Genomic DNA, 21,360 nt, shown 5'->3' with positions numbered 1-21,360 from the left:
TTAGAAGCTGACCTTTGGGGCCTGACGCGCTTCTTCGGTTTCCAGTTGCAGTTGTTCCGAATGCTTGAAGGTAAACATGCCTGCGATGATGTTATTCGGGAATTTCTCCCGGTACGTATTGAACACCATGATGTCATCGTTATAGGCCTGACGGGCGAACGCAACCCGGTTCTCCGTGCTGGAAAGTTCCTCCATCAGTTGCTGGACCGTCTCATTGGCTTTCAGATCCGGGTAGTTTTCTGCCACAGCATAGAAGTTGGCCAGCGCCTTGCTGAGCATATTCTCCGCAGAGCCCAGTTTTTTCACCTTGCTTCCATCGGCGGGATCACCGGCAGCATCTTTTTGGGCGGATACCGCATTGTTACGCGCATCCATAACGGCGGTGAGCGTGCCTCGCTCATGTTCCATATAGGCTTTTGCTGATTCTACCAGATTGGGAATCAGGTCGTGCCGGCGCTGAAGTTGTACATCGATCTGGGCAAAGCCGTTTTTAAAGCGGTTGCGAAGCGATACCAGGCGATTGTAGATCGAGATAACGTAAATTACGGCAACGGCGATGACCGCCAAGCCGATGAGGGTTGAAATCATGCGGTGTCCTTGTCGTTTGGGGCGAATGCTTTTGAGCGTTTAAGCATCAATTATCCGTTATGGGTGCTGTCCACGACCAGTTTAGCGTGAAAGTCAGCGATAAACTGCTCGAAATCCGCCGGTTTCAGGGGTTTGCTGAAGAAATAGCCTTGCGCCAGTTGGCATCCCCGGTTGCGCAGATAAAATTCTTGCTCCTCGGTTTCAACCCCTTCGGCGATAACGGCGAGATTAAGGCTTTTACCAAGATCAATGATCGTATTGGCAATGCGGGTATCCTCATCGTTTACCAGCAGATCATGGATAAATTGCTTGTCGATTTTGAGGTGCTGTACTGGCAAGCGTTTGAGGTAAGTCAGCGAAGAGTAGCCGGTGCCGAAGTCATCAACAGCGATGTTGATGCCGTGATTACGCAGCTGATTCAGCTTTTCCACGGCGCTGTCCAGGTTTTCCATGAATCCGGTTTCCGTCACCTCCAGCTCCAATCGCCCGGGAGGAATCGAAAAGCGCTTCAGTGTATCCAGTATCTCGCTCACGATGTCCTCTTGCTTCAACTGGACGGCTGAAAGATTGACGGCAATGCGGATGGGCATGCTTTTGGCTGACCACTGTGCCGCCTGGGCGCAGGCCTGCTCCAGCACCCATTGGCCAATCTCGACAATGGAGCCATTCAACTCGGCGAGCGGTATGAACTGGTCTGGTGGAACCAGCCCCTGTTCAGGGTGTTCCCAGCGAATCAGTGCTTCGGCCCCAATTATCCGGCGAGTTTCCAGGTTGATCTGGGGTTGGTAGACGAGATGGAACTGGTTCTCGGGAAGTGCCCGTTGCAGATCCTTCTCCAGCTTTTTCCGGTCGCGGATAGCCTGATCAACGCTGGCAACATAGAACTGGAACTGGTTCCGCCCTGCCGTTTTGGCCAGGGTCATGGTCTGCTCGGCGCGCTGCAGCAACTGTTCGCTGTCGCTCGCGTCATCGGGGAAGAGGGTGATGCCGATCGTTGCGGTGGTGTTGACTTCGCGACTGCCAAGCTGAACGGCACGGGCGACTTCCGCCAGCAGCCATTCGGACGTTGCTGCACACTGGTAGCCGTCCTTGATGTGCTGGCGGACGATAACAAACTGATCACTGCCCAGTCTGGCGGCTTGCAAGGTGCCGCTTTTACAGCCGTCGTTCAGTCGGTCTGCGATGGTCTGCAGGAGTAGGTCGCCCATGTGGTAGCCATGCTGCTCATTGACACTTTTGAGGTCATCAATCCCGAAACAGAATACGGCAAGTCGCTCGTTTCTCCGCTGATGTTGCTCCAGCGACTTTTCAAGCATCGTCATGAACAGTTCCCGATTAGGCAAGCCTGTGAGCTTGTCGTATCGGGATAACCGATTGACCCTTGCTTCTGCGTCTGCCTGCTTCTCCTGGTTGTCGGTAATCGCCACTAGTAGGTTATTGGTGGCATTGACCCACAGACCCAGTTCGTCACTCCGGTGACCACGGGGTAATTCCAGTAGCGTGTCGCCAGGATTGTCCGGGTTAACCCGGGATATGGAGTTGATGATCCGAAACAGAGGGCGAGTGAGCAGCAGGTGGAAAACGAAGTACAGCACGAGGCTTAGCACCACCGCGCGGGCAACGCCCGAGAGAAAGGTCAGTGTTGCCCTCTCGAGCCAGGCGGCGGCAGCGAAAGCAGTATCATAGCTGACATCAAGATAGCCATAGACAGTGCCATTACCGGCGCCGCGTATCAGCGGAACGCGATAGGCGCGTTTGGCAGAGAAAATCGGGTCGGTGAGCGCGCGATATTCCGCCGGAATGGGGTCCCTGGACAGCTTGGCAAGCGTGTCGCCATCCGGGTGGGTGATGCCGGCGTACTGAATCGCTTCCTGCTCGAACAGGCCGTCCACGACTTGTCGGGCAAGATCTTCATCAATGCTGTACACGGCCTGAGTACTGGCGTCACGTACCAGCGCAAGCGTTTGTGCGGCTTGCTGATCGAGATCACTGGATACCCTGCGAGCATCCACGACAACCTGGCTGGCACTTAGCAATATACCGCTCAGTAGAGCAATAAAGAGTACCCAGCGGAGGATGCGATACCCCAGCCGATGTTCGAGCTTATAGTGTTTTGTCATTGTCTGGCGCTTGGTTCATCGCGCGGCAAAACCGGTGAGTGGGCTGCCACTAACAGAACTGCACGTTTGCCCAAGGGCTGACAGAACACCGCTGCTGTCGATGTGCTGCCTGCAATTTGAAATCCCAAAGGCGCTGATATTATTGTTTTGGTTGTATCTGCCTGTTTCAACGGAAAGCGCCGGCAGTTGCAAATGGTCGATTCCGTTAAACACTGGAATGCACCATATGGGTGCAACGCTATCTTGTTGAAATTAGGGCGCTTGCTAATAACGTTTGCCTGCCTAATTAAATAGCGGTTGAGAGCGGTTTAGTCCAGTGAAGAGATGTAAAGGAATGCAATAAAAAACGCCTGCTAAAGGTAGCAGGCGTTTTTTGTCCCGGTGCACCAAAGGCGCAACCGGGAAAACGAAGCTGGCGCGCTCGATCAGGCCAGGTTTTCGTTTACAAAGTCCCAGTTCACCAGGTTCCAGAATGCAGCCAGGTAGTCGGGACGGGAGTTGCGGTAATCGATGTAGTAGGCGTGCTCCCAAACATCGACTGTCAGCACAGGCTTGTCAGCTGTTGTCAGCGGCGTGCCGGCGTCGTCAGTGTTGACGATGGCAACGGAGCCGTCTGTTTTCTTGACCAGCCAGGTCCAACCTGAGCCGAAGTTGCCGGCAGCCTTTTCATTGAACTCTTTCTTGAATGCGTCAAAAGAGCCAAAAGCCTTGTTGATAGCGTCAGCTGCAGCGCCAGTTGGCTCGCCGCCGCCATTCGGGCTCAGGCAGTGCCAATAAAAAGTGTGGTTCCAGATTTGAGCTGCGTTGTTGAAAAGTCCACCGCTTGAGGTCTTGATGATTTCTTCAAGGGATTTCTCAGCTTCTGGCTTACCTTCAACCAGGCCGTTCAGCTTGGTGACGTAGGTGTTGTGGTGCTTACCGTAATGGTATTCCAGGGTTTCCTGAGAAATATGTGGCTCAAGTGCGTTTTTTTCGTACGGCAGTGCAGGAAGTTCAAAGGCCATTATACGGTTCTCCCTCGTTTCGCTTTTAATAGTATTGACGATCCTGCAATTTGGCCGACGGTGTAAGGATTGCTCGGCGGACATTGCAGATCGTGGTGACAACTCTAAAGAGCTTAACACCCCGGATAGGGCGATTCCACGGTGTAAGAGCTTGGGGCTGGGGAAATTTTTTCAAGGGGCGGGTAAAAAAAAGGCCCCGGAATTGGCGTGTCACCAATAGTCCCGGGGCCATTGTCACAATGGATGCTGATGTCGGCTCGGCTGTTGATGCTACCGGCCTGGTCAGGCGTTTCAGGCTGACGTCAGCGAGCAGTCGAACTCCGGGCAGTTGGGGAGAAAACTGGCACAGTTTCTCACTCGCCAGATCAATTCTTCGTAACTGTCCGCCACGATATTAATGTGGCCGAGTTTGCGTCCGGGGCGTTCCTGCTTGTCGTAAAGGTGCAGGTGCGCATAGGGCAGCTTCAGGATATCAGCACTACTGCCGTTACTGCCGATGATGTTGATCATGCAGCTGACGCCGCGAGGCGTAACATCGCCCAGAGGCATGCCGGTGACGGCGCGAATATGGTTTTCGAACTGGCTGGTCTCGGCGCCCTCCATTGTCCAGTGCCCGGAGTTGTGGACACGAGGTGCCATTTCGTTGGCAACAAGCCCGTCAGCTGTTTCAAATAGCTCAAGTGCAAGAATGCCAACATGACCCAGTTCGTTGAGCAACAGCTTGATATAGCGCTCTGCATCTTCCCGAATGTCTGCGCTGAGGCCTGGTGCCGGCGCAATCGAGTAGCGCAGGATGCCTTCGCTGTGGACGTTTTCGGCCATCGGGTAAACTGCAAGTTCACCATCTTCGCCGCGCGCGGCAATAACCGAAATTTCACGACTGAAATCCACAAACTTCTCTACGATCAGTTTCGGATGGCCAATCGATGACCAGGCCGCTTTTGCATCTTCAGGCGATTTCAGTACCGCTTGTCCTTTGCCGTCATAGCCTTCGGTATTCGATTTGGCGACGACAGGACAACCCAGTTCTTCGGCAGCTTGCTGCAGCGCTTCAGGGCTTTCGGCGATTCGCCATTGGGGGGTAGGGATGCCGAGATCACCAAACAGCGTCTTCTCTGCTTCCCGGTTCTGACAAATGCGAAGCGAGCGGGGAGATGGATGCACTGGCTTTTCAGCGGCGATGCGCTCTGCAACATCTACGGGCAAGTGCTCAAACTCGTAGGTAACACGGTCGACTCTTGACAGGAAGTCGTCCAGATACTCGTTGTTGCGATCAACAATGACTTCGCCGAGCCCGACACTGGGGCTGCCTGAAAGATCGTAAAATACAAACTGGTTGGCTAGCGGGTAGCCCGACAGGGCAAGCATTCGTCCTAGCTGGCCTGCTCCGAGTACACCAATGCGCATGGGTTTCTCCGGTGAAGTTCGAATCAGTCGTTGCGGGGGTCAGGGTTGTCCAGTACCGCTTGGGTCTGGCTGGCACGGAAGCTTTCAACTGCAGCGCGGATGTCGGCATTGTGGAGGCCGGCAATCTGCGCTGCCAAAAGACCTGCGTTAGTTGCGCCAGCATTGCCGATAGCCAATGTACCCACGGCAACGCCGCCCGGCATTTGAGCGATCGATAGCAGAGAGTCCAGTCCGCTTAGTGCTTTTGACTGGACGGGGACTCCGAGCACGGGCAGAGGAGTCTGCGACGCGATCATGCCGGGCAAGTGAGCAGCGCCACCAGCGCCGGCGATGATGATCTGGATGCCGCGATCGGCTGCTGTACGAGCGTATTCAAACAACAGGTCTGGCGTGCGGTGCGCGGAAACAACGCGGACTTCGTAACTGACGCCAAGCTTTTCAAGCATGTTGGCTGCATGCTCCATTGTCGGCCAGTCCGACTTTGAGCCCATAATAAGGCCAACTTGCGGCTGCATAAGCAACATCCCGGTATGTTTAAAAGGAAGCCGAGCATTGTATGCACAGCCTGCAGGCCATGCAAATAAGTTCAGATTGCACGCCCGGTGGCATCAGTCTTGGCGCCTCGGGCAAGGAATCGTTAAGATCTGAGCCCAATAGGTATCACGACTTGAAAGTCACCACCAAGCAATGGGTTGAGCAACGAGGTTGTTATGGAACCGATACGTCCGGAAAGGGATGAAGTGCGGGGAACAAAGAAGCCGGTTCAGGCTGGCGCAGACAAGAAAGCAGGCGACAATAAGCCGGCATCGTCCAGGCCAGTGCGCGGTGCTGGTGAGAAACGTTCGGGCGGGGCATCGACTGTATTGGTGATACTCCTGCTGGTAATTGTGGCGGCGGGTGGCTGGGCCTTATATAGCCAGAATCAACGCATTGATGAACTGTCGACGCAGTTGCAGGATGCCGAGCATTGGGCGAATCAGAGCAAGCTGATGCTGGCACGAGTCGAAGGAAAAATCAGCGAGACCGGGGAAACCCTCGAAAAGCGTGGCTCCACTCAGCAGGAAAGAATCGCCAATCTGGCGGAGCAGGCTAAAACAGCTGACAGCGAAATCCGTAAGCTCTGGGCGATCGCCAATGAGCGCAATCGTGATGCCATTGAGGCAAATACTTCTGCGCTCGCTGATATCAAGAAATCAGCAACAGGCACGGCGAGTACACTGGCGGCGCTAGAAAAAGCGCAGTCAGGCCAGGCTCAATCTCAGGAAGAGTTGAAAGCAAGCATTGAAAGCGTGTCGTCATCTGTGAAAGCGCTTGAGCCGCGCATCGTGCAAGTTCAGCAAGCAACTGAAGAAGTAAAGGGCGGTATCGATCAACGGCTTGATCGATTCGCCCGGGAACAGGGGCTTGCGCGGCAGGAACTCTTGGCTCGCATTGGTCGGCTCGAATCCGCCTCATCGGGTACGGATAACCTCAAATCGAGCCTTGCTGACATACGCCAGCGAATCGACAAAGTTGATCGCGCCATTGACGCTATCGATGCGTCCCGAGCCCAGCTTAATTCGCGGCTGATTAGTCTGGATAAAAAAGTTGACGGCCTGGCGGCGCCTGCGCGCTGAATTCAGAAGCAGCGGGCACAGGTAACGGTTTGTATCCATCCCTTGCGGTAGCTCTCAGTTTGCGAGGTGCCGCTGCTGGTATTATCCGGGACGTTGGGTTTCAGGGGATGGATCAAATGCGTGTTTCAAGGAGCATATCAGTTGCCGCGGTTTTGCTTGCCTCCGTGTTTTTGGCGGGCTGCCCCGTCAAACAGTCGATAGGCAAGAGTACCGGAGCGTTTCTGCATCCGGTGTCGGGGCCGGACTTTGTCCATATCGAAAATAGTGACTGGGACAGAGAGCGCAATGCTCTGCTGTATTTCTATCGTCCTCACTCGCAGTGGGCGTCAGATGAAATTGAGTCCCCCAGCGTTTATGTTGACGAACGCCACTACTTCAATATCCGCAATGACAGTTTTACCTGGCTGGAAGTCGCGCCGGGTGAGCGTCACATTATTATTCGCCGTCCTCTGCTTGGCCTGGAAGGTCTGTTTGATTTTGATCTGAGTCGAATAGCCGATGCCGTTGTGAGGGTCGATGCGGGCAAAGTCTATTACCTTCGCTACAACGAGGTAACGCCGCCATCAGCAACCCATCCGGAGCTCGAGCCCGAGCACCCGCTGGCCTCCGGCGATTTGCAGCTGGTGACACGGGATGTGGCGATGGCTGATGGCGAGATTCGCACCACCCAGTTTCTGAACAGCGACATGCTGGCCCCCAACCATGCTGCCGTGTCGATATCTGAAACGAATATCGACGATGATTACGAGCGCCACATGGACGAGCTCGAAGAAGCCAGGGAAGAGGAAATAGAAGCGCTGCGACTGGCGGGTCAATATGAGGAAGCATCCTGGTACTGGCCATTTGGTGGCGGGCCGATTGGCGAACTTGAGACTGATCGCCGTATGGCAGAGCTTGAAGCGTCCTATGCTCAGGTAGAAGCAGAGCGCGAACGCAAGATAGCAGCTGCCGAAGCGGCTGAAGAGGGAAGTTGGTGGTGGCCTTTCTAAGCAGTAAGTCAGCTGGAGCAAACACGACATCGCCCTGAATGTATAACGGCATTCACCGTAACGCCGCAAATTATCAAATGCGTCAGACTTGCGGGTTTGACGCCTCTTCCTGTTACCCATGCCAATGCCCGTCGGATTGTTTTTGATCAGCATGATTCCCTTGTTCGGTGTCAGGCTTTGGCTGAGCGATATGTGTCTTTGTGACGTTATTGCCGGTTTTGGTATGACTGACTAAACTGACACCTAGCGCAATTCTGGTGATGCTGCAGGTGTCAGAAACTTCTCGATATTCTTTTCGATGCGCTCGCGGTTTCAAATGAAAGGCCGGCATCATGGTGGATAACTTGATACTGGCCTTCACCAGCGCTTACCTGATTGCCGACAGACTTGATTAAAGGTTTTATTGCCAAGGAAACGAAATGTCACTCATGGACTCTGTTGCCGGGCCCTTGCACTGGGCTCGAAAAAGACTCGATGTTGTCAGAAAATCCTGTGAAGAAGCGCTGGTTCTGGCCGACCAGAATGGTGGCCACCGAGTGCGCGAGCTGCAGCATCTGTTAGAAGGCGTCAGTTTGTCGTTGCGCCAGCACGCTGATGAGCAATTGCAGAACGTGCAGATCAGGCTCGATAAGCTGAATCGTCTGCTGGCGCAGGAGGCGGTTCCTGACGAGCGAAAATCTCAGGTAGGGCGCTTGGCGCTCGACCAGAAAGCGGCATCCGCTGCTGCGCGATCCGGGCGGGCATTGAAGGGAGCGACAGCAAGAGTGCAATCTATTCGCCCAACGACCAAACCCGGAAAGGCCGGAGCGGCCAAGCCGCCCCGCACCGAAAACGCCGCAACCAAAAAGTCGCGTTAATTCCAGGGCGCCGATAGGGGCGGACGCTACGTCGATCAACGCCCGCCTGAGAAGCTGTTTACGGATTAACCAATTGAGAACAATTCAAAAAAAAACAGGACAAAAGTATTTGACACCCCCGGCCAAATGCTTAAAATGCGCGTCTCATCTGGATGACACGAGCACTGCTTAATGTTGTCCGCGCTGACATGGGTGGTTAGCTCAGCTGGGAGAGCATCGCCCTTACAAGGCGAGGGTCACTGGTTCGATCCCAGTACCACCCACCATTTCAGCGCTTTGTCGGTAACCCCACCGATAAATAGATGATAGTGCGGAGCGGTAGTTCAGCTGGTTAGAATACCGGCCTGTCACGCCGGGGGTCGCGGGTTCGAGTCCCGTCCGCTCCGCCATTTTTTCCCTGGGTGGTTAGCTCAGCTGGGAGAGCATCGCCCTTACAAGGCGAGGGTCACTGGTTCGATCCCAGTACCACCCACCATTTCTTTTTTCCCCTTCCTGTTACTGCAACCCTCACTGATTGTGATTTAAAGCCTCACGTATTCCGTGTTCGCTTCGTTCGGATTAATGCTTTCCAGGCAATTCATGTGGTTCTCATTTGCTGGGCTTTTTTTCATAGCTTGCGTATTATTGCGCTGCAAATGGCGCCGTCTGTAGTCTGGATATGTGCCCATCTGAAAAACCGAAGAAAGGTAAAAGCACAATGTCTCTGCGTCTGAAACGCCTGTTTCGTCTATTCGCTGTTGCCGCTGTAGTCATTATCGGACTCTGGTGGTGGAGCATGGGCAAGGAAACCACAGATGACGCTTTTATAGAGCGCGACGTCGTCTATCTTCGCCCCCGGGTCACTGGCCCGCTGGTGAACGTTGCAGTCGGCGATAACCAGCAGGTCAAAGCCGGTGAGGTGCTGGCGCGTATTGATCCTCAGCCTTTTGAGGTGGCGCTGGAAAACGCCAGAGCACGTGTAGCCAACGCCAAGGCCGCACTGGATAGCGCCCGCGGTTCGCGCGATGCATTTGTGGCGGATTTAGAAGCACGTAAACAGCAAGCAAAGGCGGCGGTTTCAGTTGCACGGGCGCAGGTTGTCCAGCAACAGCGCACGCTGGATGCTCAAGACGCGAGAATTGATCAGGCCCGTCGTGACGTCAAACGCTACGAGGCGCTGGCGAAACGCAAACAGGTGTCGCAGCAGACACTGGAAAATACCCGTACCCAACTGAGCACGCTGGAGAGTGATCGTTCGGCGACTCAAGCAGCCGTCGCCGTGGCAGAAAGCCAGGTGCAGTCTGCCAGGGCCAGCGAAAAAACGGTGGATGCAGACGACAAGCGGCGTCCGGTTCTTCAGGCTTCAGTGGATCAGGCCGAGGCAAGCCTGGCGCAGGCGCAAGCGGATTTGCACCAGGCACAGCTCAATCTTGACTGGACGGCGATTACCGCGCCAGTGGACGGTTGGGTAAGTGAAATACAGAGCAAGACCGGTTCGATGGTCGGGCCTCAGTCAACGCTGGTGATTCTGGTATCCGGTAATCCGTGGATCAAGGCCAATTATAAAGAGACCCAGATTGGCGGCATGACAATTGGCGATCGGGTTTCGGTTGAAGTGGATGCCTATCCCGATCTGGAATTGAGCGGGCATGTGGCATCCTTTCAGCCGGGCACCGGGGCGCGATTTGCGCTATTACCACCGGAGAACGCCACGGGTAATTTTGTGAAGGTGGTACAGCGAGTGCCTTTGCGTATCGAGCTTGATGACGTACCCGAGCAGGTTCAGCTCTGGCCTGGTATGTCAGTGGTCCCCACTGTTCATCTGGACAGCCATTCGCAGCCTGAATAAGGGAAGCATTACATGGCTGAGCCCACTCCTTCGGTGAACGGTGCCGGCAAGCGCGCGATTAATCCCTGGCTGATTGCGCCCATGGTGGCGTTGGCGGCTTTTATGGAAGTGTTGGACATCTCCATTGCCAACGTCTCGCTGCAGCATATTGCCGGTAGCCTCGGCGCCGGACCTGAAGAGTCCACCTGGGTTCTGACCGCCTATCTGGTCACTAACGCTATTGCGCTGCCGATTGCCGGCTGGCTGTCGGAGTATTTCGGGCGTACCCGTTTTTTTATTGCCTGTATTGCCGGCTTTACGCTTGCCTCGCTGGCGTGCGGACTGGCGCCCAATCTGGAAGTGCTGATTCTGTTCCGGGCTATTCAGGGGCTGGCCGGTGGCGCCTTGCAGCCTGTCTCTCAGGCAATTCTGGCTGACGCCTTTCCGCCGGCCAAGCGGGCCATGGCATTCGCGATGTACGGCATTGCGGTTGTGGCGGCACCGGCCATTGGCCCCACGCTGGGGGGCTGGATTACCGATCAGTTCAGTTGGCACTGGATCTTCCTGATCAATGTGCCGGTGGGCATCGTGCTCATCACGCTGATTCGCACGTACGTGCCTGATGAAAAGCCTAATCATGACGGCAGCAAGGTGGATTATCTGGGCTTTGGTCTGATTGCGGTGGGTATCGGCAGCCTGCAATGGATGCTCGATCGCGGGCAGAATGAAGACTGGTGGGATTCGCTGGAAATCCAGTTGCTGACGATTGTGGTTGTCGTTGCGCTGCTGACTTACATTGTACGGTCGTTTGACCAGAGAAATCCGGTTGTCGATCTGCGCCTCTTTCGCTACCGGAACTATGCGATTTCCAATTTGCTGATGTTTATCCTGGGCTTTGTTCTGCTGGGGTCAACGGCCTTATTGCCTTTGTTCATGCAAACGCTCATGGGTTACACCGCGCTGGATGCCGGGCTGGTGATCTCACCCGGCGGGTTCGCCATCATGGCGATGATGCCGATAGTCGGTAAATTGGCGGGCAGGGTGGACCTGCGGTATCTGATTGCTTTTGGTTTGCTTTGCGCAGGTAGCGCGCTCTGGTACATGGGGTCGTTCACCCTGCAGGTGGATCAGTACACCATGGCCATGGTTCGGGCCTGGCAGACGCTGGGGATTGCCTTTCTGTTTATTCCAATTACCTCAATGGCCTACGTGGGGCTGCCGCCCAGTGCTAACAATCAGGCGGCTTCGATGCTCGCGTTTATGCGGAATCTGGGTGGCGGGGTTGGTATTTCAGTGTTGGTGACGCTGATATCGCGATTGGGTGCGCATCACCGGGTGCCGCTGGTGGGGAATACCCAGCCGGGAGATCCCGAATGGGAGCAGCGGGTGTCCGGGATGAGTCAGATGCTGGGCAGTCAGGATCAGGCGCTGGCGCTGCTGAATCGCACAGTAGAAGGGCAGGCGCAGCTGCTGGCGTATATCGACAGTTTCCATTTCATGGGGTTGTTGTTCATTGCCATGATTCCGCTGGTGCTGTTCCTGAAACCCGGGAATCCGGAAGCAGACACGCCGCCGGCCCACTGAGTTTGTGCTGACCATTAAAAAACCTGACGACGGCAACGCCGCGTCAGGTTTTTTTGTGCCGTTTTTATCGTGTTATTTGCCTATTAGCGACTGGCCGCAAACCCGCACAATGTTGCCGGAGACACCGGCCGATTGCGGATTGCAGTACCAGGCGATGGTCTCTGCAACGTCCACTGGCAAGCCGCCCTGGGACAGGCTGTTCATGCGCCGGCCCGCTTCACGAATCGTCATGGGCATGGCGGCGGTCATTTGTGTTTCGATGAAACCGGGCGCGACAGCGTTGATCGTGATGCCATTCTTCAGTGAGCGGGCCATGGCTTCGACATAACCGATAACACCGCTTTTTGACGCGGCATAGTTGGTTTGGCCGAAGTTCCCGGCGATACCGCTAATAGATGAAACGCAGACAATCCGACCGTTCTCGCGGATCAGGTTGCGTGCCAGCAGCTCTTCATCGATGCGTTCTTCGGCGGTCAGGTTGACGGCAATGGTCATGTCCCAGAAATGCTCTGGCATGTTGCCCAGAGTCTTGTCACGGGTGATGCCGGCATTGTGGACGATAAAGTCCAGACCCTTGCCCATATCTTCCACAAACTCGGCAATGATCCGCGGTGAATTGGCTTCGGTAATGTCGCAGGCCAGTGGCTTGCCGCCTACCCGTTTCGCCACGGTTTCAATGTCTGCCATGGCTGCCGGAATATCCAGCACGATCACAGTTGCGCCATCACGCGACAGGGTTTCAGCAATCGATTCGCCGATACCCCGGGACGCACCGGTGACCAGCGCAACCTTGCCCGCCAGTGGCGCGACCGGGTTGGTCGCCATGTTGCCGGTTTCCGATTTTCCAATTCTCACAACTTGCCCCGAAACATAAGCGGAACGCGGCGACAGGAAGAACCGCAGGCTCGAGTCGATGCGCTCTTCTGCGTTGGGTGCGATCCAGATCAGGTTGGCAGTTGCCCCTTTCTTTCCTACTTCCTTGCCGATGCTGCGAACAAAGCCTTCCAGTGCGCGCTGTGACGCAGCCTGGGGTGCCTTGCGGCAATGATGAGGGTCAAGGCCCAGCACCACAACGCGGCTGTTCTTTCCGAGCTTGCGAATGACCGGGTGGAAAAACTCGTAAAGCGCTTTGAGCTCCGTTGTGTCTTTCATGCCGCTGGCATCAAAGACCAGTGCCGAGAACCGCTGGTTGATCTCGGCAGTCACGTCCAGAGGCTTGGCCTTGCTTCCGGCTTTTGACGATTCCTCAAGCGACACCTGCCCGGTGGCATGGAAGACCTGTGCCGGGCTGGCACCCAGAATGCTGCCGATAGACTGAATTGCGCGAGCGCCGCTGGCAGCGCCAATCAAGACATCGCCTTCAATGAAAGGTTGATCGGTCCGCTGCCAGCGCTTCAATGAGATGGGGGCGGGCAGCCCCAGGGTTTGTGCAGCGGATTTACCGACAGAGGTGTTCACAAGTTTGAGATAAAGATCTGACATACACGCTTCCTTGATTTCGTCGATGTTAAGCTTTGAAGGCTGTTGCAACACCCTCTTCGGGAACCGCTGAAAATGAGAGCCCGCGCAAACTGCCAGCGTTCCCAGATCCACGCGACAAGTAGTAACCTGTTGTCATGGTATGGAAACTGAAATCTTTTGGATTGACTCAACGCTCTGATGCCATTGTCAGGGCTGCCAATGAGCGTTTACCCGGTAACGCTAGACTGCCCCTCATCATACGACGAATCACAGGACAATCTCATGGCCCAAGCTAACAATCCTGAACAAAAGAAGCCCGCCAAACGCGGCGGCGCAGCGACAGCTAAAAAGCCGACGCCTAAAAGCGCGCCGCAGACGGTTCGGCGTGTTGCGATTATCGGCGGTAACCGCACGCCTTTCGCCCGTTCCAATACCGCTTACAGCAAGCTCAGCAATCAGGAACTGCTGACGGCGTCATTGCGCGGGCTGGTCGACCGGTTTGGCCTGCAGGGCAAGCGCATGGGCGAAGTGGCCGCCGGTGCGGTGATCAAGCAGTCCCGTGACTTTAACCTGACCCGTGAATCGGTACTCAGTTCCGGTCTGGCGCCGGAAACGCCGGCGTACGATGTACAGCAGGCTTGCGGCACCGGACTTGAGGCCGCCATTCTTGTGGCCAACAAGATCGCACTAGGCCAGATTGATTGCGGTATCGCCGGCGGAACCGATACCACATCCGATGCACCGATTGGACTTGGTGAAGGCCTGCGGGAAATGCTGCTCGATCTGAACCGCGCCAAGACGGCGGGCGAGCGGCTTAAAATTCTGGGCCGTTTTCGTCCCGGTTTTCTGGTGCCTGAGTTTCCTGAGAACGGCGAGCCCCGAACCGGTATGTCGATGGGCGATCACTGTCAGGTGACCGCCCACGAGTGGAAAATCCCGCGGGATGAGCAGGATAAGCTGGCTTATGACAGCCACCAGAACCTGGCTGCGGCTTACGATGCCGGATTTTTCAACGATCTGATGACGCCGATGGCCGGGCTGAACAAGGACAATATTCTGCGCCCGGATACCACGCTGGAGAAACTGGCGACGCTCAAACCCTGCTTTGATCGTGAAAACGGCACCATGACAGCGGCCAACAGCACTGCGCTGACGGATGGCGCATCCTGTGTGCTACTGGCAAGCGAAGACTGGGCAAAGGCAAACAATCTTGAAGTGCAGGCCTATCTGACGTTCTCGGAAACAGCAGCGGTCGATTTTGTCGACAAGAAAGAAGGCCTGCTGATGGCCCCGGCCTATGCGGTGCCAAGAATGCTGGATCGCGCCGGCCTGACCCTGCAGGATTTCGATATCTACGAAATCCACGAAGCCTTCGCGGCCCAGGTGCTATCGACGCTGAAAGCATGGGAAGACCCGGTTTTCTGCAAAGAGCGCCTGGGGCGGGACAAACCGCTGGGTAGCATCGATCGTAGTTTGATGAATATGAAGGGCAGCAGCCTTGCAACCGGACATCCGTTTGCCGCAACCGGTGGGCGCATTATTGCAACGCTGGCCAAGCAATTAGCCGAGAAGGGCAGTGGACGAGGGCTCATCTCTATCTGTGCTGCAGGCGGCCAGGGGGTTACGGCCATACTCGAGCGCTAAATCACGTTTATAGCCGGGGCTTTCCTCAAGTGAAGCCCCGGTTTTCCTTTCTGCTTCCGTTCTGCTTCAGTAACCCGGTGGTGGCGAGAAGCCAGCCAGCCCTTCCTTTTCAAGCAATTGTGCAAACTTCAAGGTGGTCAGATCGCTTCCCGGTGCACCAATGACCTGCACGTTGTAAGGCAGCCCTTCCGCCGTGCGGCCAATCGGTACTGAGGTTGCAGGCAATCCCAGCAGTGTGGCGAACGCAATCCAGCAGAACTGATCAGTGTAGGGCCGCTGCTTGCCGTTGACGGTGATGCGTCGGCTAAAGGCCTCGCCTTTCTGATTGTGTGGCGGAGCCGTTGTTGGCGTGATCGGCGTGAGTAGTACATCGATATCGGCAAACAGCTCATCGATCCGGGCGCGCATCTTCAGCCGTGTTTCAGTCCAGGATGCCCATTGATAGATCGGCTGATTAACGCCACGCCCGTATTCTCCCATGTGCGCTGTCATCGGAAAGAACCGTCTGATCCAGGTCTCAAAGCGGGCGACCATGGCCATCTGGCGGCGCTGTTTGGGTGGCATGTTCCCGCTCACCAGGCTTCCCAGCAAATTGAAATAGGCCGGCAGGATATGGTCCAGGTCGAGTAGATCGTGTTTGGCGTCGGCCACCAGGCTGCCTGCTTGCTCCAGTTTCTGGCCCAGCGACCGGTAAGCGTCTGTCAGGTGGTCGTCAACGGGGCACAGTGGATCGCTCAGCCATAGGCCGACGCGAGCACTGCGCAGATCGGAGATGCGGGCGGGTTCCATGTTACGCGACCAGCTACGGGCGTCTAACGGACGCGGCCCGGCAATGACGTTAAGCAGCATTTCCAGATCGGCAGCTGTACGTGCCATCGGCCCGGGTACTACCAAGTCGGGTGGCGTCAGTGTACCGGGAGGCCCGGGAATGTGGCCGCGCATGGAGATCAGGTTCTGTGTGGCCTTGTGGCCGAAAACGCCGCAAAAATGGGCGGGGGTGCGAATCGAACCCGCCAGATCGCTTCCCACATCCAGCGGGATCAGTCCCGCTGCCAGCGCTGCAGCCGCTCCGCCGGATGAGCCGCCCGGGGTATGCTCCGGATTATACGGGTTGTTCGTTGTGCCGAAGACCCGGTTGTAGCTCTGCAGGTCCATGGCGTAGAACGGCACGTTGGTTTTGCCGAGCACAATGGCGCCTGCGTCCCGCAGCCGTTGTACCAGATCCGCGTTGTGTTCAGGGACGTAATCACGCAGGGCGGGGGCTCCGGCTATGCAGTGCAGTCCCGCGACTTCCCAGGTGTCCTTTAGTGTCATCGGCAAGCCGTGAAGTGGGCCCAGTGATTCACCCCGCTGGCGTTTGGCATCGGCTTCTGCGGCTTGCTTCAAGGCGTCATCCGCAGCGAGGGTAATCAGTGCATTGATCTTCGGGTTGTGGCTGTTAATACGCGCGATCAGGGCTTCTGTCAGCGCTACGCTGGTCATCGCGCCACTGCGAAGACTCTCGAGCATTTCGGTGGCGCTCTGGTAGTGAATGTCCGGCATTATGGAAACAACTCCCTTCAGATTAATGCGTGCTTGGTGGTTCCTTACAAATCCTGACGCCAGCGTTTGATCTGCATCTGGTCTTTCATGACATCAATGATCTCGTTGACCACTTTGATAATTTGCTGCTCTTGCCCTGACGTGTCTTCAGACAGGCCGTCATCCGCTTTGAGGAAAGTGTCCACAATGTCTTCTATAAATCCGTGGTTCCGGGCTGAGGCGAGGTCGTCCATGATCTGGTGAATCACTTGCGCCACGATATCGCCGACAGCTTCCTCAAGGGTTTCTGTGATCTGCGAACCCAGCACCGGAATCAGCCGCAACCTGGACAGCTCTGCGTTGTTGTTCAATGCCTGATCGACACAGTTCTCGAGGTAGTGACGCAGTGCGCCCCGGTTCGGCACGTAGCCGTGTTCTGCCGCTTCGGCCACCCGCTGTGACAGCCAGCTGGTCAGCAAATCCTTGCGGGGTAGCAGAATGTCATTCTGGATCCGGTGCACCATTGGCGAGCCGTGGCTCAGTTCTTCCTGCGCGCCAGACAGCACTTTGATGACGATCCGGTCTGACAGCTCTTCCATAAACGCCTCATAGTAAAACTTGAGGAAGGTATAGAGCCGGGTTTTGGTGAAATCGATGACCTTGTACTTGTGTAGCCGGTACACAATCGATATCACCCGCAGTACCCGCAGGAACCGGTATGACCCGATAGGGATGCATCCCAGTACGTCATACCAGTGGATGAACGGGTAAAAATACCAGCGTCCGTAGAGCTTCGTGCGGATCGCGTAAAGCCAGCGGATCACAAACTCGCTGAGAAAAATCGAGACGAAAATCAGATCGTAGAAAATGAAATTCTTGTGGATGGGCCGGTAGAGCTCGACGATTGTCGGCATGTAGCTGGCCAATAACTCATTAACCGCATCAATAGCGTAAAGCGAATCCAGGATAATCCAGCAGATGTTGATGAACAGCAGCCCCAGCATCACAAAGTCGACAATGAACCAGAATACCTGGTGGCTGTTGCGTAGATTCTCTCGGTTAATCGTGAACATGCGCCTCGCCCGGCCGGAATTGATAATGGCCGATTAGCCTAACACTAAAACCGTCATGATCAGGAGCTTGGGCTGCGCCTGATCATTCGGCAACTACTTCAGTTCGGACGAGCTTTTACCCAGCAGGCGGCGGGCAATAATCAGCAGCTGTATTTGCTGGGTGCCCTCAAATATATCCAGAATCTTTGAATCCCGTGCCCACTTTTCCAATAGCTCCACTTCACTGTAGCCAAGACTGCTGCACAACTCTACACACCGGAGTGTGACCTGATTGCCGACACGGCCTGCTTTGGCTTTGGCCATTGAGGCTTCAATCGAATTCGGCAGCCCGTTGTCGGCCATCCATGCGGCTTTGAGAGTGAGCAGGCGGGCGGCTTCCCATTCCGCTTCCAACAACTGCAGCTCCCGGTGAGCGGCGCTTTGAGTCCAGGTTTGCGTGCTATAGCGCAGCGTTTCACCTGCTTTTTCCAGCAGGGCCAGGGTTTTGTCGAGCGCTGCTCGGGCCACACCGATCGCCATGCCAGCGACGACCGGGCGGGTGTTGTCAAAGGTTTGCATCGCACCTGCAAAGCCCTTGTCGACGCTTACCTCCGGATCGCCCAGCAGGTTTGCGGCGGGCACACGGCAGTTTTCAAAACGAATGGCGGCCGTGTCCGACGCGCGAATGCCGAGTTTTTTCTCGAGCCGCTCGACTGTCATGCCCGGGGTGCCTTTTTCCACCACGAACGACTTGATGGCGGCGCGCCCGACTGAACGATCCAGCGATGCCCAGACCACCACCGCATCGGCCCGCTCACCGGCAGTGACGAATATTTTCTCACCGTTGATGATGTAATCGTCGCCGTCGCGAATGGCTGTTGTGCGGATTGCGGCGCTGTCCGATCCGGCACCGGGTTCGGTGATCGCCATTGCGGCCCAGGTTTTTCCGAGCCTTGCCAGTTGTTCGTCGTCGGCGACAGCGGCAATCGCCGAGTTACCCAACCCTTGCCGGGGGATGGATAGCGCCAGGCCAACATCGCCCCAGCATAACTCGGTCAATCCCAGCACCGTTTTCATATTGGTGCCGTTGCGGTTTCCCGAGCCGTTTCCGTTGTCTGCCCTTGCCAGGCGGCCTGCACCTGCACCGCCATCTTCGGCGCCTTCGTTCATGCCGTCCATGATGGAGGCGAACATGTCCAGTTCTTTCGGGTACGCATGTTCAGCCCGGTCATACTTGCGGGAAATCGGCAGAAAGATCTCACGAGCTACTTGTTGGGCCTGGTTGACGAGCGGACCAAACTTACGGGGAATTTCAAGGTTCATCCGGAACTCCTGTCAGGCGTGCGTGCCGCCGAAATGTGTGGCTGTGGCGCGTAAATCGCGGTACCAGCGTTCTACCGGGTATTCTTTGACAAACCCGTGGCCGCCCAGCAACTGAACACCATTGGTGCCGATTTCCATTGCTTTCTCATTGCATAAAAGGCGGGCAAGGCAGGCTTCGCGATGGTAGTCCTGGCCGTGTTCCGCTCTGCTTGCAGCGCGCCATGTCATCAAACGCATGCTCTCGGTCTCAATCGCCATATTGCTGATAGTGAAGGCAACGGACTGGCGATGACTGATGGGTTCGCCGAAGGCTTCACGGTCGTTGCAGTAGGGGATAACGTAGTCGAGGACTGCCTGTGCGGTGCCGGTAGCGAGCCCGCATCGCATGATCGACGCACGGTCGATAAATGCGGTGTAATTGAAGCTGTCATCTCCCAGCAGGGCCTCCGCATCAAGTGAAACGTCATCCAGGCGAAGGCTGGCGGTCTCAGCGGCTCTAAGCCCCATTGCGGGCTCTTCGGTCCAAGAGAGTCCGGCGGTACCGCGCTCAACGATGAACAACCTTGGGCCCTGATCCTCAAGTTCAGCTGCGATCAGGAAAAGGTCGCTGTCAGCTGCGCGGATTACGCCGCTTTTCACACCATTGAGGCAGAATCCGCTGTCCGTCCTGCGTGCGCGAGTGTTCAGCACTATCGGATCAAACAGTGGGTGGGGTTCGTCAATGGCGACGGTTGCGACCGGTGGCTGCTCTTCGCAGAAGGCAGGCAGGTAGGTGGATTGCTGCGTACCGGTGCCCCATTGAGTGATGGCCTGGGCAACGCTGAAAGGTGCCAGCAGGCTCATGGCAATTGCCATGTCGCCCCGTGCGAGTTGCTCTGCGATCAGAACACTGGTCAAGGGTGACTGGGTTTCAGCAACGCCGCCGAATTCAGCCGGTACCGCATACAGGGTCAAGCCGAGGGCATGGGCCTGAGATGCAATATCCCCAGCCAGAGTGCCGGTGTCATCGCACTCTGCCGCCTTGGGGCGGATAACCTCGCTTGCAAAGCGCTTGAGGCTGTCAACGATCATCTGCTGGTCATCGTCCAGAGTCAGATCGAATAGTGAGCCTGGCGTCTTGCTGGGGAGTTGCTGGCGGGGAAACAGACCCCGCACCCGACGAAATTCCCGATTGGCGACAGCCAGGGTTTTGAATCCTGCCCGTGTGCTCTGGTAGGCCATGCGTTCAACCGGGCGCCTGACGCCAAACCTGTCCAACAGCGGACTCGCCGCCAGACGATTCATTGTGGCCAGTGCAAATGCGATAGGGTCGCGGCTCATACGAGCCCTCCAGTGATGTTGTTTTTGTTTGGCCGACTGGCACCAGCTGTTGTGTCTTGGGCAGTGCCGTCTTCGGTTCAGGTTGCTGAACTGATATCCGATCATGTGATGCTGGCGTCCATACGCCATTGGCGATGAGAGCCGGTGTGTCGGGCAATGGGGTCAATTCGGGTTTGAAGTTGTGGGTGTCGGGACAGGGGCAGATCGCGAACTATCGAGCCAAGGCTTGAAATTGCCGCATTTCAGCGTACGCTTGTAAGCTGAAATATTGACCATTCCTGCAGGAGATTCCCTTTGAGTACGCCGTCACAAATCTCAGACCACCAGCCAGCGGGGCAGGATTACTCCCGTATTGAAGAATGGCTGAATGGTGTCACGCATGGCGTTGCCGCTGTATTGAGTCTGGCGGGCATGATTGTCCTGATAGTGCTGGCCAGCCTGGACGCCGACCCATGGAAAATTGTCAGCGTCAGTATCTACGGTGCCAGCATGACGCTCCTGTTTCTCGCCTCGACGCTTTATCACAGCGCTCGCGATCCCGGGCGCCGGCGGCTATTCAAAATGCTGGATCATTGCGCGATCTTTCTGTTGATCGCCGGCACCTACACGCCATTTCTCCTTGTGAATATGCGTGCAGGGCAGGGCTGGCTGCTATTTGCTGTCATTTGGGGATTGGCTTTCGGAGGGATTACCCTGAAGCTGGTTTATGGTCACAGGTTCAAAGCATTGCAGGTGGGTACCTATCTTTTGATGGGCTGGCTGATTGTGCTCGCTTCAACCGAGCTTTCTGCAACGGTGAATCCATTGGGGCTCAAGCTCGTTGTAGCCGGCGGCATCACCTATACGCTGGGCGTGGTGTTCTATCTGGTTAAACAGATCCCCTATAACCATGCCATCTGGCATCTTTTTGTGGTGGGCGGCGGTGCCTGTCATTTCTTTGCCATTTACTACGGCGTGTTACCCGGTGCGTTGAATTAGAGTGCTTTTTGGTAGATTAATTTAACTTGGATGGCAAGCAGAAAAGCCTGAATGTCTGTAGCATACACCTCATCTGACAAGGTCCCGGG

General features: G+C 55.9%; 17 protein-coding genes and 3 tRNA genes. 10 read left to right on the top strand and 10 right to left on the bottom strand.

What is annotated here, in order from left to right:
* The 5 genes from ACUN9X_RS16435 to purE form a co-directional block, all read right to left on the bottom strand.
* Entirely contained in the window at positions 1–588 is a 588-nt protein-coding gene (locus tag ACUN9X_RS16435) for a LemA family protein (RefSeq protein ID WP_260034809.1), read from the bottom strand.
* A 50-nt stretch (positions 589–638) separates the two neighbouring features.
* Positions 639–2,708 carry a putative bifunctional diguanylate cyclase/phosphodiesterase gene (locus tag ACUN9X_RS16430; protein ID WP_260034810.1) on the bottom strand — a complete coding sequence of 690 codons (2,070 nt, stop codon included), beginning with the start codon at positions 2,706–2,708 and terminating at the stop codon, positions 639–641.
* Between the two features lie 425 nt (positions 2,709–3,133).
* On the bottom strand, positions 3,134–3,712 hold the full coding sequence (gene sodB / locus ACUN9X_RS16425; protein WP_260034812.1) for a superoxide dismutase [Fe]: 579 nt from the start codon (positions 3,710–3,712) through the stop codon (positions 3,134–3,136).
* Positions 3,713–4,003: 291 nt separating this feature from the next.
* Positions 4,004–5,119 carry a 5-(carboxyamino)imidazole ribonucleotide synthase gene (locus tag ACUN9X_RS16420; RefSeq protein ID WP_445473778.1) on the bottom strand — a complete coding sequence of 372 codons (1,116 nt, stop codon included), beginning with the start codon at positions 5,117–5,119 and terminating at the stop codon, positions 4,004–4,006.
* Between the two features lie 23 nt (positions 5,120–5,142).
* Entirely contained in the window at positions 5,143–5,634 is a 492-nt protein-coding gene (gene purE, locus ACUN9X_RS16415; protein ID WP_260034815.1) for a 5-(carboxyamino)imidazole ribonucleotide mutase, read from the bottom strand.
* Positions 5,635–5,829: 195 nt separating this feature from the next.
* Here purE and ACUN9X_RS16410 point away from each other — a divergent pair, with 195 nt between their 5' ends.
* From ACUN9X_RS16410 to ACUN9X_RS16375, 8 genes are all read left to right on the top strand, one after another.
* Positions 5,830–6,735 (top strand): hypothetical protein, encoded by a 906-nt coding sequence (locus ACUN9X_RS16410; RefSeq protein ID WP_445473777.1) that lies wholly within the window; start codon positions 5,830–5,832, stop codon positions 6,733–6,735.
* Positions 6,736–6,851: 116 nt separating this feature from the next.
* Positions 6,852–7,724 carry a DUF2846 domain-containing protein gene (locus ACUN9X_RS16405; RefSeq protein WP_260034817.1) on the top strand — a complete coding sequence of 291 codons (873 nt, stop codon included), beginning with the start codon at positions 6,852–6,854 and terminating at the stop codon, positions 7,722–7,724.
* 419 nt (positions 7,725–8,143) lie between these two features.
* On the top strand, positions 8,144–8,581 hold the full coding sequence (locus ACUN9X_RS16400; RefSeq protein WP_445473776.1) for a hypothetical protein: 438 nt from the start codon (positions 8,144–8,146) through the stop codon (positions 8,579–8,581).
* 190 nt (positions 8,582–8,771) lie between these two features.
* Positions 8,772–8,847, top strand: a tRNA-Val gene (locus ACUN9X_RS16395).
* A gap of 46 nt (positions 8,848–8,893) precedes the next feature.
* Positions 8,894–8,970 (top strand) — tRNA-Asp (locus tag ACUN9X_RS16390).
* Between the two features lie 10 nt (positions 8,971–8,980).
* Positions 8,981–9,056 (top strand) — tRNA-Val (locus ACUN9X_RS16385).
* 222 nt (positions 9,057–9,278) lie between these two features.
* A complete protein-coding gene (locus tag ACUN9X_RS16380; RefSeq protein WP_445473775.1) occupies positions 9,279–10,409 on the top strand; it encodes an HlyD family secretion protein in 1,131 nt (376 codons plus the stop codon).
* A gap of 12 nt (positions 10,410–10,421) precedes the next feature.
* A complete protein-coding gene (locus ACUN9X_RS16375; protein ID WP_445473774.1) occupies positions 10,422–11,972 on the top strand; it encodes a DHA2 family efflux MFS transporter permease subunit in 1,551 nt (516 codons plus the stop codon).
* Positions 11,973–12,044: 72 nt separating this feature from the next.
* On the opposite strand, the gene ACUN9X_RS16370 is transcribed toward ACUN9X_RS16375, so the two are convergent.
* Positions 12,045–13,454, bottom strand: coding sequence for a 3-oxoacyl-ACP reductase (locus ACUN9X_RS16370; RefSeq protein WP_445473773.1), 1,410 nt, complete (start codon positions 13,452–13,454; stop codon positions 12,045–12,047).
* 261 nt (positions 13,455–13,715) lie between these two features.
* On the opposite strand from ACUN9X_RS16370, the gene ACUN9X_RS16365 reads away from it, so the two are divergent.
* Entirely contained in the window at positions 13,716–15,077 is a 1,362-nt protein-coding gene (locus tag ACUN9X_RS16365) for an acetyl-CoA C-acetyltransferase (RefSeq protein WP_445473772.1), read from the top strand.
* 66 nt (positions 15,078–15,143) lie between these two features.
* On the opposite strand, the gene ACUN9X_RS16360 is transcribed toward ACUN9X_RS16365, so the two are convergent.
* The 4 genes from ACUN9X_RS16360 to ACUN9X_RS16345 all read right to left on the bottom strand — a co-directional run bounded on the left by ACUN9X_RS16360 (position 15,144) and on the right by ACUN9X_RS16345 (position 20,293).
* Positions 15,144–16,619 (bottom strand): amidase, encoded by a 1,476-nt coding sequence (locus ACUN9X_RS16360; protein WP_260034825.1) that lies wholly within the window; start codon positions 16,617–16,619, stop codon positions 15,144–15,146.
* A gap of 44 nt (positions 16,620–16,663) precedes the next feature.
* A complete protein-coding gene (locus tag ACUN9X_RS16355; RefSeq protein WP_260034826.1) occupies positions 16,664–17,671 on the bottom strand; it encodes a hypothetical protein in 1,008 nt (335 codons plus the stop codon).
* 93 nt (positions 17,672–17,764) lie between these two features.
* Complete coding sequence (locus tag ACUN9X_RS16350; protein WP_445473771.1) at positions 17,765–18,973, bottom strand: acyl-CoA dehydrogenase family protein; 1,209 nt, start codon at positions 18,971–18,973, stop codon at positions 17,765–17,767.
* Between the two features lie 12 nt (positions 18,974–18,985).
* Entirely contained in the window at positions 18,986–20,293 is a 1,308-nt protein-coding gene (locus ACUN9X_RS16345; protein WP_260034828.1) for an acyl-CoA dehydrogenase family protein, read from the bottom strand.
* A gap of 294 nt (positions 20,294–20,587) precedes the next feature.
* Between ACUN9X_RS16345 and trhA the strand changes: the two genes are divergently transcribed.
* Positions 20,588–21,271: a PAQR family membrane homeostasis protein TrhA gene (gene trhA / locus ACUN9X_RS16340; RefSeq protein ID WP_260034829.1), complete on the top strand. Its 684-nt coding sequence runs from the start codon at positions 20,588–20,590 to the stop codon at positions 21,269–21,271.
* The last annotated feature ends 89 nt before the right edge of the window (positions 21,272–21,360 follow it).

The organism is Marinobacter sp. V032, from assembly GCF_052645435.1.
The sequence above is the reverse complement of the archived record's forward strand: the minus strand, read 5'-3'. Positions and strand labels throughout refer to the sequence as shown.